The following is a 15,536-nucleotide window of genomic DNA, read 5'->3' on the forward strand; positions in this document are numbered from 1 at the left end:
CTCAGTAATAGTCAACTTTAAAACGCACTACGGCACGAAATTTCCCAGAATGCATATGATGCATATCACTGACAATTCTCATTTGGTAATTGAGAGTTTGCCTACCTTTCGCTAACTGTCCTGCTGGCATGGGCTGACCGGGAACAGCAATATTGCCCACCTTGTCCTGGATTTCAATTCCAATGCCGGTCGCACCATTTACTCCGAATAATTTCCCGTCAGGTATTCCGTCGAAGGTAACGACAAAATGAGTTTTGTCCCCGCCTGGCGTGTTAGTATTAGAAAGTGAACAGTTAATAAGATGAATAGAAAAATTCCTGGTAAAACCAGCACCATCATGAATAATTTCTCCTGTCGTTAATGCTGGAATATCGATAAGTTGATCTCTGTCATTAACTTCAATTGCACAAGGTGCATCCAGGATGCTGCCTTGCATACCGACAACGCCATGCCCGTGATCCAGTGAATAACAAAACCCATATTCAGATGCACAAAATGTCAGTATGAAAGGCAGCATCCAGAAAAAAGTCTGCGGCTTTATTTTCATTAAGAGAAATCCTTTCAAGGAACGGCATGAGCAGATAACTCTGCTCATGCATGCGAAGGTTAATGTAAATCATCAACCCTTGCTTATTCCCTTATTTATAAGCCAGAGTAAAGTTCGCAACAGAGGTGAAATCACCCGGGACGATAGTTACTGGAGAATTTTCATCCTGCGCAACGTCACCCTGGAGGTAAGCAGAGAATGCAAGTGAGTTAGTACCATCCTGGATGCTTTGAGCCGGTGATTCTTCGCCCAGTTTGATGATCTGACCTGCACCGTTAGTGATAGCAATAGATGCTCCACTCGCGGTACCGGTAATGCCCAGCAGGTCCTTGTTGCCAGCAGAAGCTGCACCGGTAAAGGTCGCAGTTACGCTCTCAGAAGTTGCGGTATCGCACTGTTCCAGTTTTACTGTGAAAGCTTTAGGTGTAGATTTGCCGCCGTTTTTTAGCGCAGCATTGGTCACTTCACCTAAATCAACAGTCTGGTTTGCAGACTCAGCAGTGATTGAGCAAGGTGCATCAACAATTGAACCTTTGAAGTTGATTTCGCCATGGCCCTGGTCAGCTGCAGTAGCGCCAAATGCAACCATCATTGCACACAGTCCGAATGATTTAACCGCTTTATTCAATTTCATTACAACAATCCCTTAAACTTAGTTTTTATAATGCGTGATACGCATTCGTCACTCACACGCTTATTAAGAAGCGTGGTTACAGAAGAATTACGGCATGCTTCTGAACGGGAGAAATAATAACCCTTAACCCAATGTAATTGTCACCAAACTCAAGGGAACACTTAACAACGAGATATTAATTTTTTGTTTCCATCTCTCAAAAAACACAAAAAGAATAATGAACCAATAAAAATTCACAAAACAGACTAAAATATCGTTTAACCACAAAAAGTAGATTGAATATCACAAAAAAAGATTTAATTAATAGTTAGTTAACCTAAAACAATCTTGTAACATTAGTTAACATCAAGAAAGCAAGCTCATTAACAATAGCAACATTACACGTGATTTAATGACGAGATTAAGTTCGAACAATGACACGAGACGTACGTCATCGCTGTTTTGAAGGGAGAAAATATCTTCCATCATTCTGGATATCATTATTTAATATTTGCGATAAGCTCAGAATTCCGTGTATCGAATCATATCCTATATAAAAGATGGAAGGTTAAGCGTAAACGAAATGACTTATCACTTAAAGATGCGTGTTTAACAACTGTATGGAGAATATATAAATGCTCATGCCGTGTAACGCTTTGACAGGTAACAGTCTAAAACTCAGCGGCCATTACCTGTCCTGAATTAATTAAGGAAATGCATAGTTGGATACTGTCATGAAAGTAATTATCGCCCCAAATCCCGCAACTTCTCACCCGCCATCAAATTCCTCTCAATCCGTTCCAGCGTCACATTCTTGGTTTCCGGCACCAGGTACACAGTAATGACAATAAACACCAGGTTAAACCCGGTATACAGCCAGAAGGTTCCGGCTGCGCCGATGCTGCCCAAGAGTGAAAGGAAGGTCGCACCGATAATCATGTTCGCCACCCAGTTCGTCGTGGTGGAACAGGTAATACCAAAGTCACGGCATTTTAGCGGCTGGATTTCAGAACACAGGATCCAGACGACGGGTGCTGCACTCATTGCGTATCCACCAATGCATAACATGGTCATGCCGACTGAAACCCAGGACAGGCCGTCACTGATATTTCCCTGCCCTGCTTTCATCAGGCAGTAACCTAATACCAGAGTGGCAAAGGCCATCACCGAGAAGCCAATTTTCAGGATGGGTTTTCTGCCCGCTTTGTCTACGGTAAAAACGGCAATAAAGGTGGCAAACATAAAGGTCAGGCCAACGATAACGGTGGCGATCATCTGCTCCTGAGTGCTTTTAAAGCCCGCCATTTTAAAAATCTGCGGCGCGTAATACATGATGATATTCATCCCGGTAAACTGCTGCATGCCCTGCAATAACATGCCCATAAAGACCGCACGCCTGACATTTTTATTGCTTTTGAAAAGCGAAAAACCGCCCTGCTTCATGCGCAGACTTTCCCGAATCTCATTGAGTTCCTGGCGGGCTTTTTCCGACGTATCGCGCAGCATGCGCAGCACTTCCTCCGCCTCAATATGCATCCCCTTAGCCGCCAGCCAGCGTGGGCTGTTCGGTAGGAAAATGACCATAATAAAAAGTACAACGGCGGGAATGGCCAGAACCCCCAGCATGGCCCGCCAGTTACCGCTGTAGCTAAAAGCAGTATCCGATATAAAGGCCATTACGATGCCCAGGGTAATCATCAGCTGATACAGGCTTATCATTTTGCCACGCACGTTTTCAGTGGCCATTTCAGATAAATAAAGCGGCGCGGTATAGGATGCCACGCCAACGGCCAGGCCCAGCAGCAGACGAAAGATCAACAGCATTTCAACGCTGGTTGCGCCCGCGGAACCGAGCGATCCGATAGCAAACAGCACGGCGCCCGCCATCAGGCTGTATTTTCGGCCAAGCCGATGCGATACCCAGCCATTACATAGCGCCCCTAGCGCGGCACCCAGCATCATGATGCTGACCACCCACTCCTGCTCATGGCTGCTCAGGCTAAAATGATGAGTCAGAAAAGGTAGCGCACCGGAAATCACGCCAATATCCAGTCCAAACAGCAGCCCGGCTAACGCGGCTGAAACTGAGATGAACAGGTTCATACGACGAACTTTTTGCTTATGTTCGCTTTGAATAGTGAAAGTATTTACATGAGACATCATTAAGCTCCGCTCATACAACATGTCGTGTCCATGCAGCATATAAAGTAGCGATAGCGGGCGATGAGGGCAAATGAGGTCAGGATATGGACGATTTTACTGATCCCACTCTAAGTGTGATGCAGATCTCACTGAATGAGGGAGGGCGCATTTATCGTTTTATGACCTGATATTTCAACACGCTTTTTTTGGCGATAATGTGTAAAAAGCCCGATGGTGACCGCTGACCCGTGGAACCATCCAAACCCGGCGGGTAATTAACCTAAGCCATCATCGCGCCAGTCTTGCATGAAGAGTCGCCAGAAGACCTGACCGTCACGGTGCCGCGCTGACGATATGATGCATCGTATAAGAATAAATAGCCGCTATGTACCCGTATTCTTGTTAACCACGCTCACCGCACACGCGATGAAATATCGTAATTTACTTTTCTGGTTATCGATGCTTCTTGCTGCTCATTTAGGCAATACAATACTGCACAGCAAAGCGCATCAATTTATTACCTGAGGGTGACAACGACGAAATACCGTTTTTTTAACACGTTCTTGTTCGACCCAATGCGCGCCCTTTCCTTTTACATCATTTTTTAACAGTCACTTTCCCTGTCTGCCGTGTTTGGAGCGTTCATCCTCAAGGAAAAGTGACGACAGGAAACAGGCAATGACCAGCATCATTTTATTATTACTGTTCTTTATTAATTTGATTCTTATCCTGGGTTTGATGGCTATCCAGGAAATACTTGATGATCGTTATTCGCCCCATTACGAGAACGGTGACTACGATTAATAACGGCCACATTTCCGCACCGCCTGGCGATGCGCAAGAATCCCTGTTCATCATGGGATCCTTCCGGATTAAACTGTTATCGTTTCTGGATAAGCCCAGTTATAAAACGCAAATACCAGCCTGATGTCGCCCGAAATAGCCCCATATCTTCGGTGCATATTGTCGGTAAAATACGATTTGAGCGTGTCGGGCAGGCTTGTTGAACGATAACGTAGCAACGTGGTGTGCCAGTATTCCGGTGGCGTTGTTTTTCCACCATGTCTTTGCAGAAGCAAATCCCGCCACTCTTCCAGTGACAGCAGCGCATTCCAGCATGCTGCTCTTTGCGCTACGGCGTGGCCTTCAGGAATACCTGCCAGTAGCAGTTGATCGGGAAGCGCCACCAGCCGTAATGCGTCAACCCTGAGTGACGAGTCGGTCACGTTCTGGCGAAAGGCATCCCTCAGGCCCGCTAAAGCCGGGAGCTGCTGCGGGCTTTGATAGCGCGCTGGCGTGACGGGCAGGAAGGTAACGTGAAAATGTTCGGCCCGCATGACGTCTGCCAGCGGATCCCCCTGAGTTAAGCCACGAAGATCGGCAAGGAGTGACTGAATTTGCGGATTCAGGACGGGCTGAATGCCACTGGTCAGGGCGTGAAGCCCGGCAGGATAGAAAAACTTGTCTGCTTGCTGATGTACACTCGCTGTTTCTTGCCGCCAGCATTGCTGGGTTTCCCTGTTACGCTGCGCGTAGAGAGCGTCAAAATAAGCGGCCGCCGTCATCTTCTCTCCTGAGATATCGTTAAACATCATGTCGGTAGCATAGCCAGATGAACACATGAATGCAGCACTTTCACGAAACAAGAAATGAAAGTCCATTTCATACTTCGCGTAATGCGGCTGTTTATCAGCCCATTCAGGTACGTGGGTTTCATCAATTGTTGCGTCGTTGGTATCGCCCTGGTTCTTTTCTCGGGTTGCACATCGGGATGATCGCTCTTTACAGATCTGTCTGTCATCGTGGCTTCGGATTACAAGGCTGGATATGTTCTCTGCCGTCTTAGCCAAAGGTCAGCACAACAGTTTCCCGGCATTACATTGCACAGTCTGGATTCACTACCGTCAACCTGATGATATGGCTTACTTTTTCCCACCAACATTGACTTAGCAGAAATACCGACCAGGCTTATCAGGCGAGCTGTTTTATAGTGTATTCATCACGAGGGAAAGACATGAAAAGCATTTTGAGCGGTTTAATGATTGTTTCCAGCCTTTTAATGATGTCGGGTTGCCAGCAGGACAGCGGTGCTGTGGGCAATGATGGTCGTCCACATGCGCCAAGCGGGCAATCTGTTCCAGGCGGCCCGTTAGGTAAAGGCCCTGTAGGCCAGCCACAGGCTTAAATAAAAATCCGGCTCTGAGCCGGTTTTTTCACTTTGTGTTTGCGTAAATCTGATTTAACTTTCCACCAGACTCGCAAAATGACTGTACAGCGCCGGCAAATGACGGCCGCTAAGCACGGTTATTATCCTCTGGATGCCGCCGTTATTTATCCCCCTGGCAGCAAAAGTCCCGCACGGTGGTGTTTCATTACCGTTCTTAATTTGATTATTATATTAACATTTCACCCTCAACCATAAGGGAGCAGATTTAAGATTTTTCCTGTCCAGACTGAAAAATATTTCATCGACCACCACAAATGACGCGTCTGTCATCCCAGATATTCGTGATCCATCTCTCATTAATGAAGTCTTCCCTCACGTTCTTATCAAACATTACCCCGACGAAAATATTATTATTGCATTTACTGAGAATCTAAATAATTAAGCAGCCGATTAAAACCTGCCAAACGCCACGCACCTAATTTCTTCATTTTCATCGACATCAACAGAAGATACCTGTTGTCTCTTCTCTATCGCCTTGTATTCAAACGTGAGCTTCTCTTACAAATAAACAGGACGTATCGATCAATTAATTATATACAATAGCCTCGACCTATCAGGAACACTGTACCGATCGATATTAACTATTTTTAAATGGTCAGCATCTCTGCAAAATAACCTTCACGCACCGCTCAGGATTAAGGAATATTTCTATACATTTAATTAACCTAATTTCGAGCAGATTAAAACATTCAGTCAGCCACACCACCAGGGTATAAAAATGACGTCACATTAATTTAATAATAATTATCATTAAGAATAAAGCGTTAATCCTTAATGTTAATTCATAAGTTAACGGATGCGTTATTTAAAATATTCACATTAAAAATAATTATTTTAACAGAATGCTTAAAAAGAATGTTCCTGCCTGATGAAAAGCGATCTTCTGAACATTTAACAACCCCATTACGCTAAGAAAAACATCGATGAAATAAATGGATGAATAAATAACAATGAGCAGAACAACGCGTAAGTTTGTTATCGCTACGGTGATGAGTACGTTTGGATTAATGAATGCCCCTGCAGAGGCGGTCTGTAGCCAAGAAGGGAACAAATACACCTGTAGTGGCGCCGATCATGACACACAAAACCTGACAGGCGATGTTCTCGACGTCGTGCTGGACGGGACGTCTTACATTAATACCGATAGCGGATATGGCTTATCCGTCACGGGTTCATCCCTGACCATTACGCAGCAGGAAGGCGGCATTATCGTAGCCGATGGTTCAGGGATAAATATTGAAAATACCGGTACGGGCGACACCACGCTTAACATTTCCGGCACTGTGGTGGCGAAAAGAGCCGATGGTATTGAAATCATTACGTCCTACGAGGCAGGCGCAGTCACCCTTATTCAGGAAGCAGGCACAATATCAGGGGAACAGAATGGCATCCAAACGCAGTATATGGGAACGGCCGATACGTTTATCGCGGTATCCGGCGAGGTGAAGGGAGAATCGAATAACGGTATTAATGCCCTGAATGGCAGCACGGCAAAAAACCTCTCCATCATGCAGTCTGGCGGAAAAATAACCGGCAGATTTAACGGTATTCAGGCATCTAACCAAGGTACCGGAAACACGTCCATCATCACAACCAGTGATGTCTCAGGTGAATACGCGGGCGTTTTTGTCGATAATCATGCTTCGGCACAAGACATCCTGGTTATGCAGTCAGATGGCAGCATCACCGGGGGCCATTACGGTATCTATGCCTACAACCACGGAATCGGTGATACCACCATCCTGACAGCAGGTAACGTCACAGGCACTAACGGTTCAGGCATTTACGTCGACAATGCTGAGAGCGCAAACAATCTGTCCATTGTGCAATCTGGCGGCAAAATAACCGGCGGTGAGCATGGTATCTACGCGAACAATCACAGTCGCGGCGATACTTCCGTTACCACCCGCGGTGAAATCGTGGGTGAAAATGGCTCCGGTGTCAGCGTCTCGACCATGGACGGCGGCGATATCGCCTTCACTCAGATTCAGGGAAAAATTTCAGGTACTCAGTCAGGCATAGATATCTTAAACCGCGAAACGGGCGCCACGACTGTGAATATATCGGGTGAGGTTATTGGCGGCAGCGTCGCCGGTATCAATACAGATTTTAGAGGTAATGACGGAAAAACTACCATCAACCTGAACCAGGGTGCGGATATTTCAGCCGCCTCAGGTATTGCAATCAGGTCTACTCATTCTGATGCAACGGTAAACCTGAATAACGGCGCCAAAGTTTCCGGACAGATTCTGTTGGGAAACGGGAATAACATCCTGAATCTCAATCAGGGTTCAGATGTAAGCGGCCTGACAGTGATAAATGGAAACGATGACGATGATCCTGAGGACAGTATCACTACCCTCAATATCAATCAGTCACTGACGGGTTCTTCTTTTTCTGAGGGGGCAGCAGGCGATGTCGCCATTCTGAACTGGAATATCATTAATGTTGGCAACGCAGCGCAGACCCGCAATGCGACGTTAACCCTTTCCGGCGATCTCAATGCAGATCAGATCACTATCGCATCAGGGGGAAGGGTTAACGTTTCTTCTGCGGTCCGGGATGTCACTCTTGCGGGTAAGGTAAATAATGCAGGCTTCCTCGATCTGGGCATTGAGCGAAACAGTGACAACAGGTTAACCATTGAGGGTGATTATTCAGGGGATAACGGCAACCTGGTCCTGAATAGCGTTCTCGAAGGTGACAATGGCACTGCTGACCGACTGATCGTCAATGGCGATACGGCCGGCCATACCTGGGTCAGTATCAATAATCTGGGCGGACAGGGAGCACTGACCGATAAGGGCATTGAAATTGTCACGGTTAAAGGTGATTCCGCCGGTACCTTTGCAAAATCAGGCCGAATCGTCGCCGGGGCCTATGATTACGATGTAGTTAAAAAAGACAGCAACTGGTTTCTTGCCAGCGAAAAAGCGTACCGTCCCGAATTTGGCAGCTATCTGGCAAATGCCCGTGCGGCCAACACGCTGTTCCATACCCGCCTCCACGACCGCCTGGGTGAAACACAATACACCGACAGGTTAACGGGCGAACAAAAAGTCACGAGCCTGTGGATGCGCCATATCGGTGGGCATAACCGCTTCAGAGATGCTTCCGGCAAACTCCATACCCAAAGTAATCGTTACGTGATGCAGCTCGGCGGCGATATCGCACAGTGGAGCCGCAATGGACTGGATCGCTGGCACCTTGGCCTGATGACCGGCTACGCCAATAACCAGAGCCGCACGCATTCTAAAGCGAATGGCTATACCTCACGTGGAGACATTAACGGTTACAGCGTAGGCCTGTACGGCACCTGGTACGCTAACCAGAAAGAGAAAACCGGGGCCTATGTCGATGCATGGATGCTGTACAACTGGTTCGATAATCAGGTTACCGGGCAAAATCTGGCGACGGAAAAATATCATGCTGATGGGATCACCGCTGCCCTTGAAACGGGCTACACCTTTCAGACAGGAGAGAGCCGCGATGGCCGCACGCGTTACTGGCTACAGCCAAAGATACAGCTTACCTGGATGGACGTGCAGGCTGACGATCACATCGAAAATAACGGCACACATGTTGTCAACAACACCAACGGAAATCTGCAGACCCGTTTGGGCATGAAGTTTTATCAGCAGGGAAATCACATCAGTGATGAGGGCAAAGATCGCACTTTCCAGCCGTTTATTGAGGCCAACTGGATCCATAACACCCATAACGACAGTGTCATGATGAATGGTATCAGCAATGCGATCACAGGCGCGCGCGATGTGGGTGAACTGAAACTTGGCGTCGAAGGTCAGATCAACGCTCGCCTGCAACTGTGGGGCAACGTTGCTCAACAACTCGGCGATAATGGCTTTAGCGATACACAGGGCACGCTGGGGATAAAATACCAGTTCTGAATGTTCGCATAATATTCCACGTCAGCCCATTACCTCAGATGTCCGGTTTTTACGTTTGGGTACCATGACAGAAACCGGCCTGAATGAACCTGTTCAGGCCGACCGCACAATCAGGACAATCTGCATTTGTCGTGATGGCGTTCCACTCAGCTCCCCTTCCGCGCAGTTCTGCAATACTCGAGTAAACTTGATCATACTGGCTGAAAGGAAAAACCTGTATTGAGGCTTTGCCTGTCCTGCGGCGAGATCAAAACACGCCTTACAACCGTCCTCCATAACAATAATAAGGTGCGAACAGTGATGAAAAAGATCGCGATCGTCGGCGCTGGGCCAACCGGTATCTACACGTTTTATGCGCTTCTGGGTCATCATGTACCGATGTCCGTTTCCGTTTACGAACAGGGTGATGAGGCCGGTGTTGGCATGCCCTATAACGATGAAGAGAATTCCCGGATGATGCTGGCAAACATTGCCAGTATTGAAATCCCGCCTGTATTTATGACCTATATTGACTGGCTACGCGCCCAGAGCGACAGTCATCTCAGGCGATATCACGTCGATCCTGCCTCTCTGCATATCCGTCAGTTTCTGCCGCGTATCCTGCTTGGCGAGTATTTCCGCGATCGGTTTTTAGCGCTGGTGTCCCGCGCAACGGCACAGGGTTTCGAGGTAAAAATACATGAGCGCTGTCAGGTCACCGATCTTGAGGCCACCGATGCTGGCGTAAAACTCTGGACGCAGGGCGATACTGCCCCAGCAATATTTGATCAGGTCGTTATCGCCACAGGCCATGTCTGGCCAGACGACAGCGCCGCCACCCGCACCTACTTCCCCAGCCCCTGGTCCGGTCTGATGGAAGCGAAAATAGCGGCATGTCACGTGGGTATTATGGGCACCTCCCTGAGTGGCATTGATACCGCAATGGCCGTGGCGATCCAGCATGGTGACTTTCAGGAAAGCGACGACGACGCGATCGCCTTCACACTGGACAAAGGCCACGAAGCCCTGAAGATCGTATTAATGTCACGATCGGGCATTCTGCCAGAAGCCGATTTCTACTGCCCGATTCCCTATGAGCCACTGAGCGTCGTTACCCAAAATGCCATCGATAACGCGATTGAGGCAGGCGCTGACGGATTACTCGATCGCGTATTTGCACTGATGGTTGAGGAGTTGGAGGAGGCTGCGCCTGCGTGGAGCACAACGATTGATCTGAAAGCACTCAATGCCGACAGCCTTGCAGAAGCCTGGTTTGCCAACCGACATAAACAGGATCCTTTCCACTGGGCCAGCGCTAACTTGAATGAAGTCGAACGCAACAAACGCGACAGGCGCACCGTGCCCTGGCGCTATACCCTTTTGCGGCTGCACGAGGTGGTTGAGAAAATCGTTCCCTTCCTTAACGAAAGCGACAGTAAACGCTTTTCAGGTGGCCTCGCTAAAGTGTTTATTGATAACTACGCGGCGATTCCTTCTCAATCCATCCGTCGACTGCTGGCCTTACGAGAGGCCGGAATCATCAGCATCCTTGCCCTTGGCGAAGAGTATGAACTGCGAAGGCAACAGCAGAAAACGCTGATCACGACTGAGGGGCAAAAGCGAACGTTTGACGTGTTTATTGATGCGCGAGGGCAAAAGGCTCTTAAGACCCGCGATCTGCCCTTTGCAACACTGAAACAGCAGATCCAGCGCTGCGGCGATGAGATTCCGGATGTGGGTGACGATTATACTTTGCTGTCTCCTGAATCTGCCCGTGGACGCATTGCCCTGGCCGCCCTGCCCTATTTAATGCATGACCAGCCGTTTGTGCAGGGACTCACGGTGTGTGCCGAGATCGGTGCCGCCATCGCCAGTACGCTTGTGGAATCACCTTCACGTCCCCGAAAGCGCCTGGCGTATTTTGAACCCTAGGGCAACGCGATGCCGCTGTCTTGTTAACGCTGAAACGACTGGGCGACAGCGCATCTCGTCGTCCGGCTCTGGCATCAGCTACCTGATTCCGGCACGTGATTAAGGCAGAATATGCTCTGTGATGGCGTCAGAACTCAGTTGCACCAACCCTTTGACGCCATAGTGATAACCAGTTTTATCATGTTTAATGCGAATACCGCTGATATGCGTGTCTGCATTCGCTGCGAGTATCGCCTGCGCCAGTGGCAGCACCTCGTCGCCATAGTCTTCAAACAGCTCACCGGTGACAATCACGTGTCTGATATTGTGAATCGGTGCGGTGCAGCAGATAGCAAAACAGAGCGCTCTGGCGGTGGCCAGTACTGTTGCGGGCTGGTTATCCGGATCGACAGCAAACGCCTGCTCAATACCGCCCTCATAAGGTAGATGCACTATCTCCGGATAAAATCCGTTCTCACCCAGTACTGGCTCGCCGTGAATACATTGCCCATAGCCCAGGCTGCCAAACCCGGGCATAAACGCCACCCACGATGAGTAAGGTAAACGCTGAGCCAGCTGAAAAGTGGTACAGAACGCAATATTAAAAATCTGTGTGCTGATACACATCGCGTCTTCAATCCGTTTTTTAAGCGCCACGTTCGTCTCACTGAACAACGGGCAATAACGTACGACGCCGGTGAAATGCTCGATGCCGCCCTGCAACGCCACGCTTATTACGTTGACCTGCTGCTGACGGACATTGCCTGACAGGCATAACGCCGCAACGCTGGTGGCGATAAAGGCAACCAGGCGTTGTGGCGTTAGCAGGGCAGGCAACGAGATCCTGTGGTGCGCCAGCGCGGGCACTTGCGTATTGAAGTCGTTTAGCATCGCCTGGAGCTGGCCTTTGCGAAGCGTAATATTGACGCTGAAAAACTGGCCCGGCGTTGCCGCCAGCAACTGTTGAGGTCGGCCAAATGCACTGTCCTTTACGTCCCGCTCCTCAATAACCCGCTCTTCCAGCAGCTGCGACGTCAATTTTGTCACGTAGGCCTTCGTCACACCCAGGCGGCGCGTCATCTCTGCCCGTGACTCGCATTCGCTGTGCAGAATATTCAATATCTGCTTCTTGTAATCCATTCACGACCCTCTGCCCGCTCTGCGCTTCTGAGCGGACAGTAACACAGTTCGCCTTATCAGGAATTTGCTCTCAACACGAGTATCCAGTCATTTCCGCTGGCGGGTGGGTCGATGTTAAGGAAAAAGGTCTCCGACATATCATTGCTCAGCCAGTTCATGATGCCATAGCGGGGATCAAACCATCCTGTTTCGAATCCCGTTGCGGCAAAGGCGCTGATATCCAGGGTGATATTTTGCTGTTGCGGAATATATACCGCTATCCAGCGCTGCTGGTGATCGCGCATCACACCACAGTGGCGTTGATCGCTGGGATTAGGATTGATAAGCAAAGACCGATCGGGAACCCGTAGATGCCAGTCAGGCAGGGATTCAATAAACCGTCGCAGGATGCCAATGGCAAAGGCGCCGGGATAGTCAAGCGCATCAAACCAGTATGGAATGGTATCGCCCTGATAAGTACTCGCTGCGCTTTCAGGTATCGCCATCGCGTCATCTTCCGGTCGGCGCATCTGCCAGAGACTGTAGCAACCATAGGTAATGCCCGCGCCCCCCGCAAAGACTGACCAGTAGCTGCTGCGGCGCACCTCACGATCGGTAAAGCGGCTGGCCTCCTGTGCACGACGGAACTGATGCTGACACATGATCGGATGGGCTTCATAGCAGGGTTCAGCATCGAGAACCGGCTTGCTCTGACGCTGGTAATCCATTTCAATGACGCGCCACGACGGATAAGCCTCACCCATGTGTCCCGATTGCCAGACGATAAAATCATGCCAGGGCCGATCGCCCAGCATGTCCAGCGTGCTTCGCCCGCCCTGCGAGTGCACGGTCAACAGCGCATCGCCACTGCCGCCCTGTCGCAACCCTTGGGCCATATTTTCCATCAGCTGGCGTTGTTCCGGGGTTTGCACTGCACGATCACCGCCGATCATCCATATGATGCCCGTGCCTTGCAGCTTGTCACTGAGATACCGACAGAATGCCTGAACGTTTTCTGCGTTAAATAAGGGCGTTTTGGCCGCTCCCCAACTGTTGTTCACACTCCAGTGTGACCCCCACATCGGCACCAGGGCGATATAGAGATCTCGCGAATTGGCGATGTCGGTGACTCGCCTCAGATGATCAAAATAGGCTTCATTGGGGATTAGAGACGTTAAATCCCTAAAGGGCAGATGTCCGCCTTCGTAAGTCGGCGTCTGTAAACCGTCAAGCTCACACAGGGCAACGGCCTGAATCACATTAAAGCCTTTTTTTGCCCGATTTGTTAAATACGCTTCTGCCTCTGTCAGCGTCAGTTTGTGAAACAGCTCCCAGGCAGTACAGGCCGTATAGAAAAAGGGGCGATCCTCCTGATAAAAACTTCTGTCACGAACCGTTAATTTTTTCATCTACCACTCCTGATATCAGAACGCTTTTTCATTGATAAATGACTGGCAGGTTTTTTCATCCAGTTTGTAACGTGAAAATATTCCGGCGGTGATAAACATGCAGGATGCGGGGAGCCAGACATAAAGGAGGTTAAACGCAGAAAGTTGATTTTCTGAAGCCGTGGTCATGAAATCGGGGTTATATCCGTACCATGCTAAGACATAACCAATAATTGCCCCACCGATCGCCATTCCGGCTTTTGTGGCAAACAACATGCCGCCGCCAATCATGCCGTTTATTCGGACGCCATATTTATAAAAGCCGTAGTCAGCCACATCCGCGACGGTTGCCCAAATAATTACGGCGATAAGTTCAACAACCAGTGTCGCCGTGACAAACAGCCCCGCATGTACCCAGACGGCTTCGGCAGAGGTAAAACCAATGATTAACGTAATAAGTCCGCCCGCGATCTGACTCCAGATCAGTAATGGAATCCGTTTTACCCGTCCGGTTTTAAGGACATATCCGGTAATCAAGGGGGCAATAATTCCGGCAATTGAACCCGCGGTAAGCAAAATACTCAGAAATGAAACAGGCAAGTTAAGCACATATTTTACAAAATACGCCGCCGCACCAAACTTAAGCGTATTCATAATCATCACCACCAGCTGTGCAGCAAAAATGATTAAAGCCTGATCGTTTTTCAACATCAGCCGTATCTGGTTGCCGACGCTGAGCGTCTGTACATCCCCCGCTGAAACGCGTTCCTGAGTATTGTAATAGCAAATTAAAACCAATAGCGTTGAGAGCAGGCCAATACCGCACATCACAACCCGATAACCCATCACCTCATTATCAAAAAGCGCAATCAACATGGGGACCAGTAAAGAACAAATTAAGTAAGAGACCTTGGCTAACGGAAAGCGAATCGTGTTTATCTGTATCCTCTCGTCACTGTCTGCTGAAATGGCTCCCAGCAGAGAGACATAGGGCACCGCCACCAGGCTGAACGCCATAACCAGCATGATATAGGTGGTGTAGGCATAAATGATCCGGCCGGTTTCACCCAACTCGGGTGAAAGGAAAACGGCTGCGCAGCTAAGCCCATAAGGCACAGCGAACCATAATAGCCAAGGGCGGTAACGGCCATGTCGAGAACGCGTGCGATCGGCCACCACGCCAATTAATGGATCGCTTATCGCATCAATTAAGCGCGTAATCAGAAATAAGGTTCCCATTACTGCAGGGCTGAGCTTGAATACATCGGTGTAATATATCGACAAAAACATCATGGTCATGCCCATGAAGATATTTGCTGAGGTATCCCCAAGCCCGTAACAAAATTTTTCGCGAAAAATTACTTTTAATGGTTTATGTAATTCCATTCCAGCATCCTCCCGCATTAATAAAGGACGCCAACCATATAAAAACAGGGAACAGAAACAAACTGCATTAAGTTTCTTTTGTGAACTTAGTTCAATAAAAAACAAATCACACCTTCAAAAATACATCAATATTTAAGTTAATTAATTAACGCATCTCGATAAAACATCTCTTCATACCTCTAACCACCAACAACCAAAAACACTATTAAAGATAATAGTAACTGCCAAAAACCACGCCTTATTTGCGGCATACACTCCATTTAAAAAAACAAAAATAGACAAAAACAGGCATCACGAACAATGTGAGAATGAATTA

At 48.5% G+C, this 15,536-nt stretch carries 11 protein-coding genes; 4 read left to right on the forward strand and 7 right to left on the reverse strand.

Features of this window, described 5'->3' with window-relative positions; genetic code table 11:
• Position 1: 1 nt before the first annotated feature.
• From P9J57_RS15000 to P9J57_RS15010, 3 genes are all read right to left on the reverse strand, one after another.
• Entirely contained in the window at positions 2 to 547 is a 546-nt protein-coding gene (locus P9J57_RS15000; RefSeq protein ID WP_155644226.1) for a fimbrial protein, read from the reverse strand.
• A 91-nt stretch (positions 548 to 638) separates the two neighbouring features.
• Positions 639 to 1,181, reverse strand: coding sequence for a fimbrial protein (locus P9J57_RS15005; RefSeq protein WP_014593138.1), 543 nt, complete (start codon positions 1,179 to 1,181; stop codon positions 639 to 641).
• Positions 1,182 to 1,904: 723 nt separating this feature from the next.
• Entirely contained in the window at positions 1,905 to 3,323 is a 1,419-nt protein-coding gene (locus P9J57_RS15010) for a sugar porter family MFS transporter (protein ID WP_105078715.1), read from the reverse strand.
• A gap of 657 nt (positions 3,324 to 3,980) precedes the next feature.
• On the opposite strand from P9J57_RS15010, the gene P9J57_RS15015 reads away from it, so the two are divergent.
• A complete protein-coding gene (locus P9J57_RS15015) occupies positions 3,981 to 4,106 on the forward strand; it encodes a hypothetical protein (RefSeq protein ID WP_015700783.1) in 126 nt (41 codons plus the stop codon).
• Positions 4,107 to 4,174: 68 nt separating this feature from the next.
• Here P9J57_RS15015 and P9J57_RS15020 read toward each other — a convergent pair whose 3' ends face one another.
• On the reverse strand, positions 4,175 to 4,867 hold the full coding sequence (locus P9J57_RS15020) for a hypothetical protein (RefSeq protein WP_483279274.1): 693 nt from the start codon (positions 4,865 to 4,867) through the stop codon (positions 4,175 to 4,177).
• Positions 4,868 to 5,316: 449 nt separating this feature from the next.
• Between P9J57_RS15020 and P9J57_RS15025 the strand changes: the two genes are divergently transcribed.
• The 3 genes from P9J57_RS15025 (at position 5,317) to P9J57_RS15035 (ending at position 11,348) form a co-directional block, all read left to right on the forward strand.
• The gene (locus tag P9J57_RS15025; RefSeq protein ID WP_028714925.1) at positions 5,317 to 5,487 is read left to right on the forward strand and encodes a hypothetical protein; all 171 of its coding nucleotides are present in this window, start codon (positions 5,317 to 5,319) and stop codon (positions 5,485 to 5,487) included.
• Between the two features lie 992 nt (positions 5,488 to 6,479).
• Positions 6,480 to 9,437, forward strand: coding sequence for an autotransporter outer membrane beta-barrel domain-containing protein (locus P9J57_RS15030; protein ID WP_483279275.1), 2,958 nt, complete (start codon positions 6,480 to 6,482; stop codon positions 9,435 to 9,437).
• Positions 9,438 to 9,737: 300 nt separating this feature from the next.
• Positions 9,738 to 11,348, forward strand: coding sequence for an FAD-NAD(P)-binding protein (locus P9J57_RS15035; RefSeq protein ID WP_483279276.1), 1,611 nt, complete (start codon positions 9,738 to 9,740; stop codon positions 11,346 to 11,348).
• Between the two features lie 99 nt (positions 11,349 to 11,447).
• On the opposite strand, the gene P9J57_RS15040 is transcribed toward P9J57_RS15035, so the two are convergent.
• The 3 genes from P9J57_RS15040 to P9J57_RS15050 are packed head-to-tail and all read right to left on the reverse strand — an operon-like array spanning position 11,448 to position 15,220.
• Entirely contained in the window at positions 11,448 to 12,467 is a 1,020-nt protein-coding gene (locus P9J57_RS15040; protein WP_024471169.1) for a hypothetical protein, read from the reverse strand.
• Positions 12,468 to 12,523: 56 nt separating this feature from the next.
• A complete protein-coding gene (locus tag P9J57_RS15045; protein ID WP_104933253.1) occupies positions 12,524 to 13,855 on the reverse strand; it encodes a glycoside hydrolase family 140 protein in 1,332 nt (443 codons plus the stop codon).
• Positions 13,856 to 13,870: 15 nt separating this feature from the next.
• Positions 13,871 to 15,220 (reverse strand): MFS transporter, encoded by a 1,350-nt coding sequence (locus tag P9J57_RS15050; protein ID WP_483279510.1) that lies wholly within the window; start codon positions 15,218 to 15,220, stop codon positions 13,871 to 13,873.
• Between the last annotated feature and the right edge of the window lie 316 nt (positions 15,221 to 15,536).

Source organism: Pantoea sp. nfd-35 (assembly GCF_056892255.1).

Excerpts from the sequence above, each read along its gene's own strand:
- P9J57_RS15010 (WP_105078715.1), bottom strand. The coding sequence starts at position 3,323 with ATGATGTCTCATGTAAATACTTTCACTATTCAAAGCGAACATAAGCAA.
- P9J57_RS15050 (WP_483279510.1), bottom strand. The coding sequence starts at position 15,220 with ATGGAATTACATAAACCATTAAAAGTAATTTTTCGCGAAAAATTTTGT.
- P9J57_RS15015 (WP_015700783.1), top strand. The coding sequence starts at position 3,981 with ATGACCAGCATCATTTTATTATTACTGTTCTTTATTAATTTGATTCTT.
- P9J57_RS15045 (WP_104933253.1), bottom strand. The coding sequence starts at position 13,855 with ATGAAAAAATTAACGGTTCGTGACAGAAGTTTTTATCAGGAGGATCGC.
- P9J57_RS15020 (WP_483279274.1), bottom strand. The coding sequence starts at position 4,867 with ATGACGGCGGCCGCTTATTTTGACGCTCTCTACGCGCAGCGTAACAGG.
- P9J57_RS15025 (WP_028714925.1), top strand. The coding sequence starts at position 5,317 with ATGAAAAGCATTTTGAGCGGTTTAATGATTGTTTCCAGCCTTTTAATG.
- P9J57_RS15005 (WP_014593138.1), bottom strand. The coding sequence starts at position 1,181 with ATGAAATTGAATAAAGCGGTTAAATCATTCGGACTGTGTGCAATGATG.
- P9J57_RS15030 (WP_483279275.1), top strand. The coding sequence starts at position 6,480 with ATGAGCAGAACAACGCGTAAGTTTGTTATCGCTACGGTGATGAGTACG.
- P9J57_RS15000 (WP_155644226.1), bottom strand. The coding sequence starts at position 547 with ATGAAAATAAAGCCGCAGACTTTTTTCTGGATGCTGCCTTTCATACTG.
- P9J57_RS15035 (WP_483279276.1), top strand. The coding sequence starts at position 9,738 with ATGAAAAAGATCGCGATCGTCGGCGCTGGGCCAACCGGTATCTACACG.
- P9J57_RS15040 (WP_024471169.1), bottom strand. The coding sequence starts at position 12,467 with ATGGATTACAAGAAGCAGATATTGAATATTCTGCACAGCGAATGCGAG.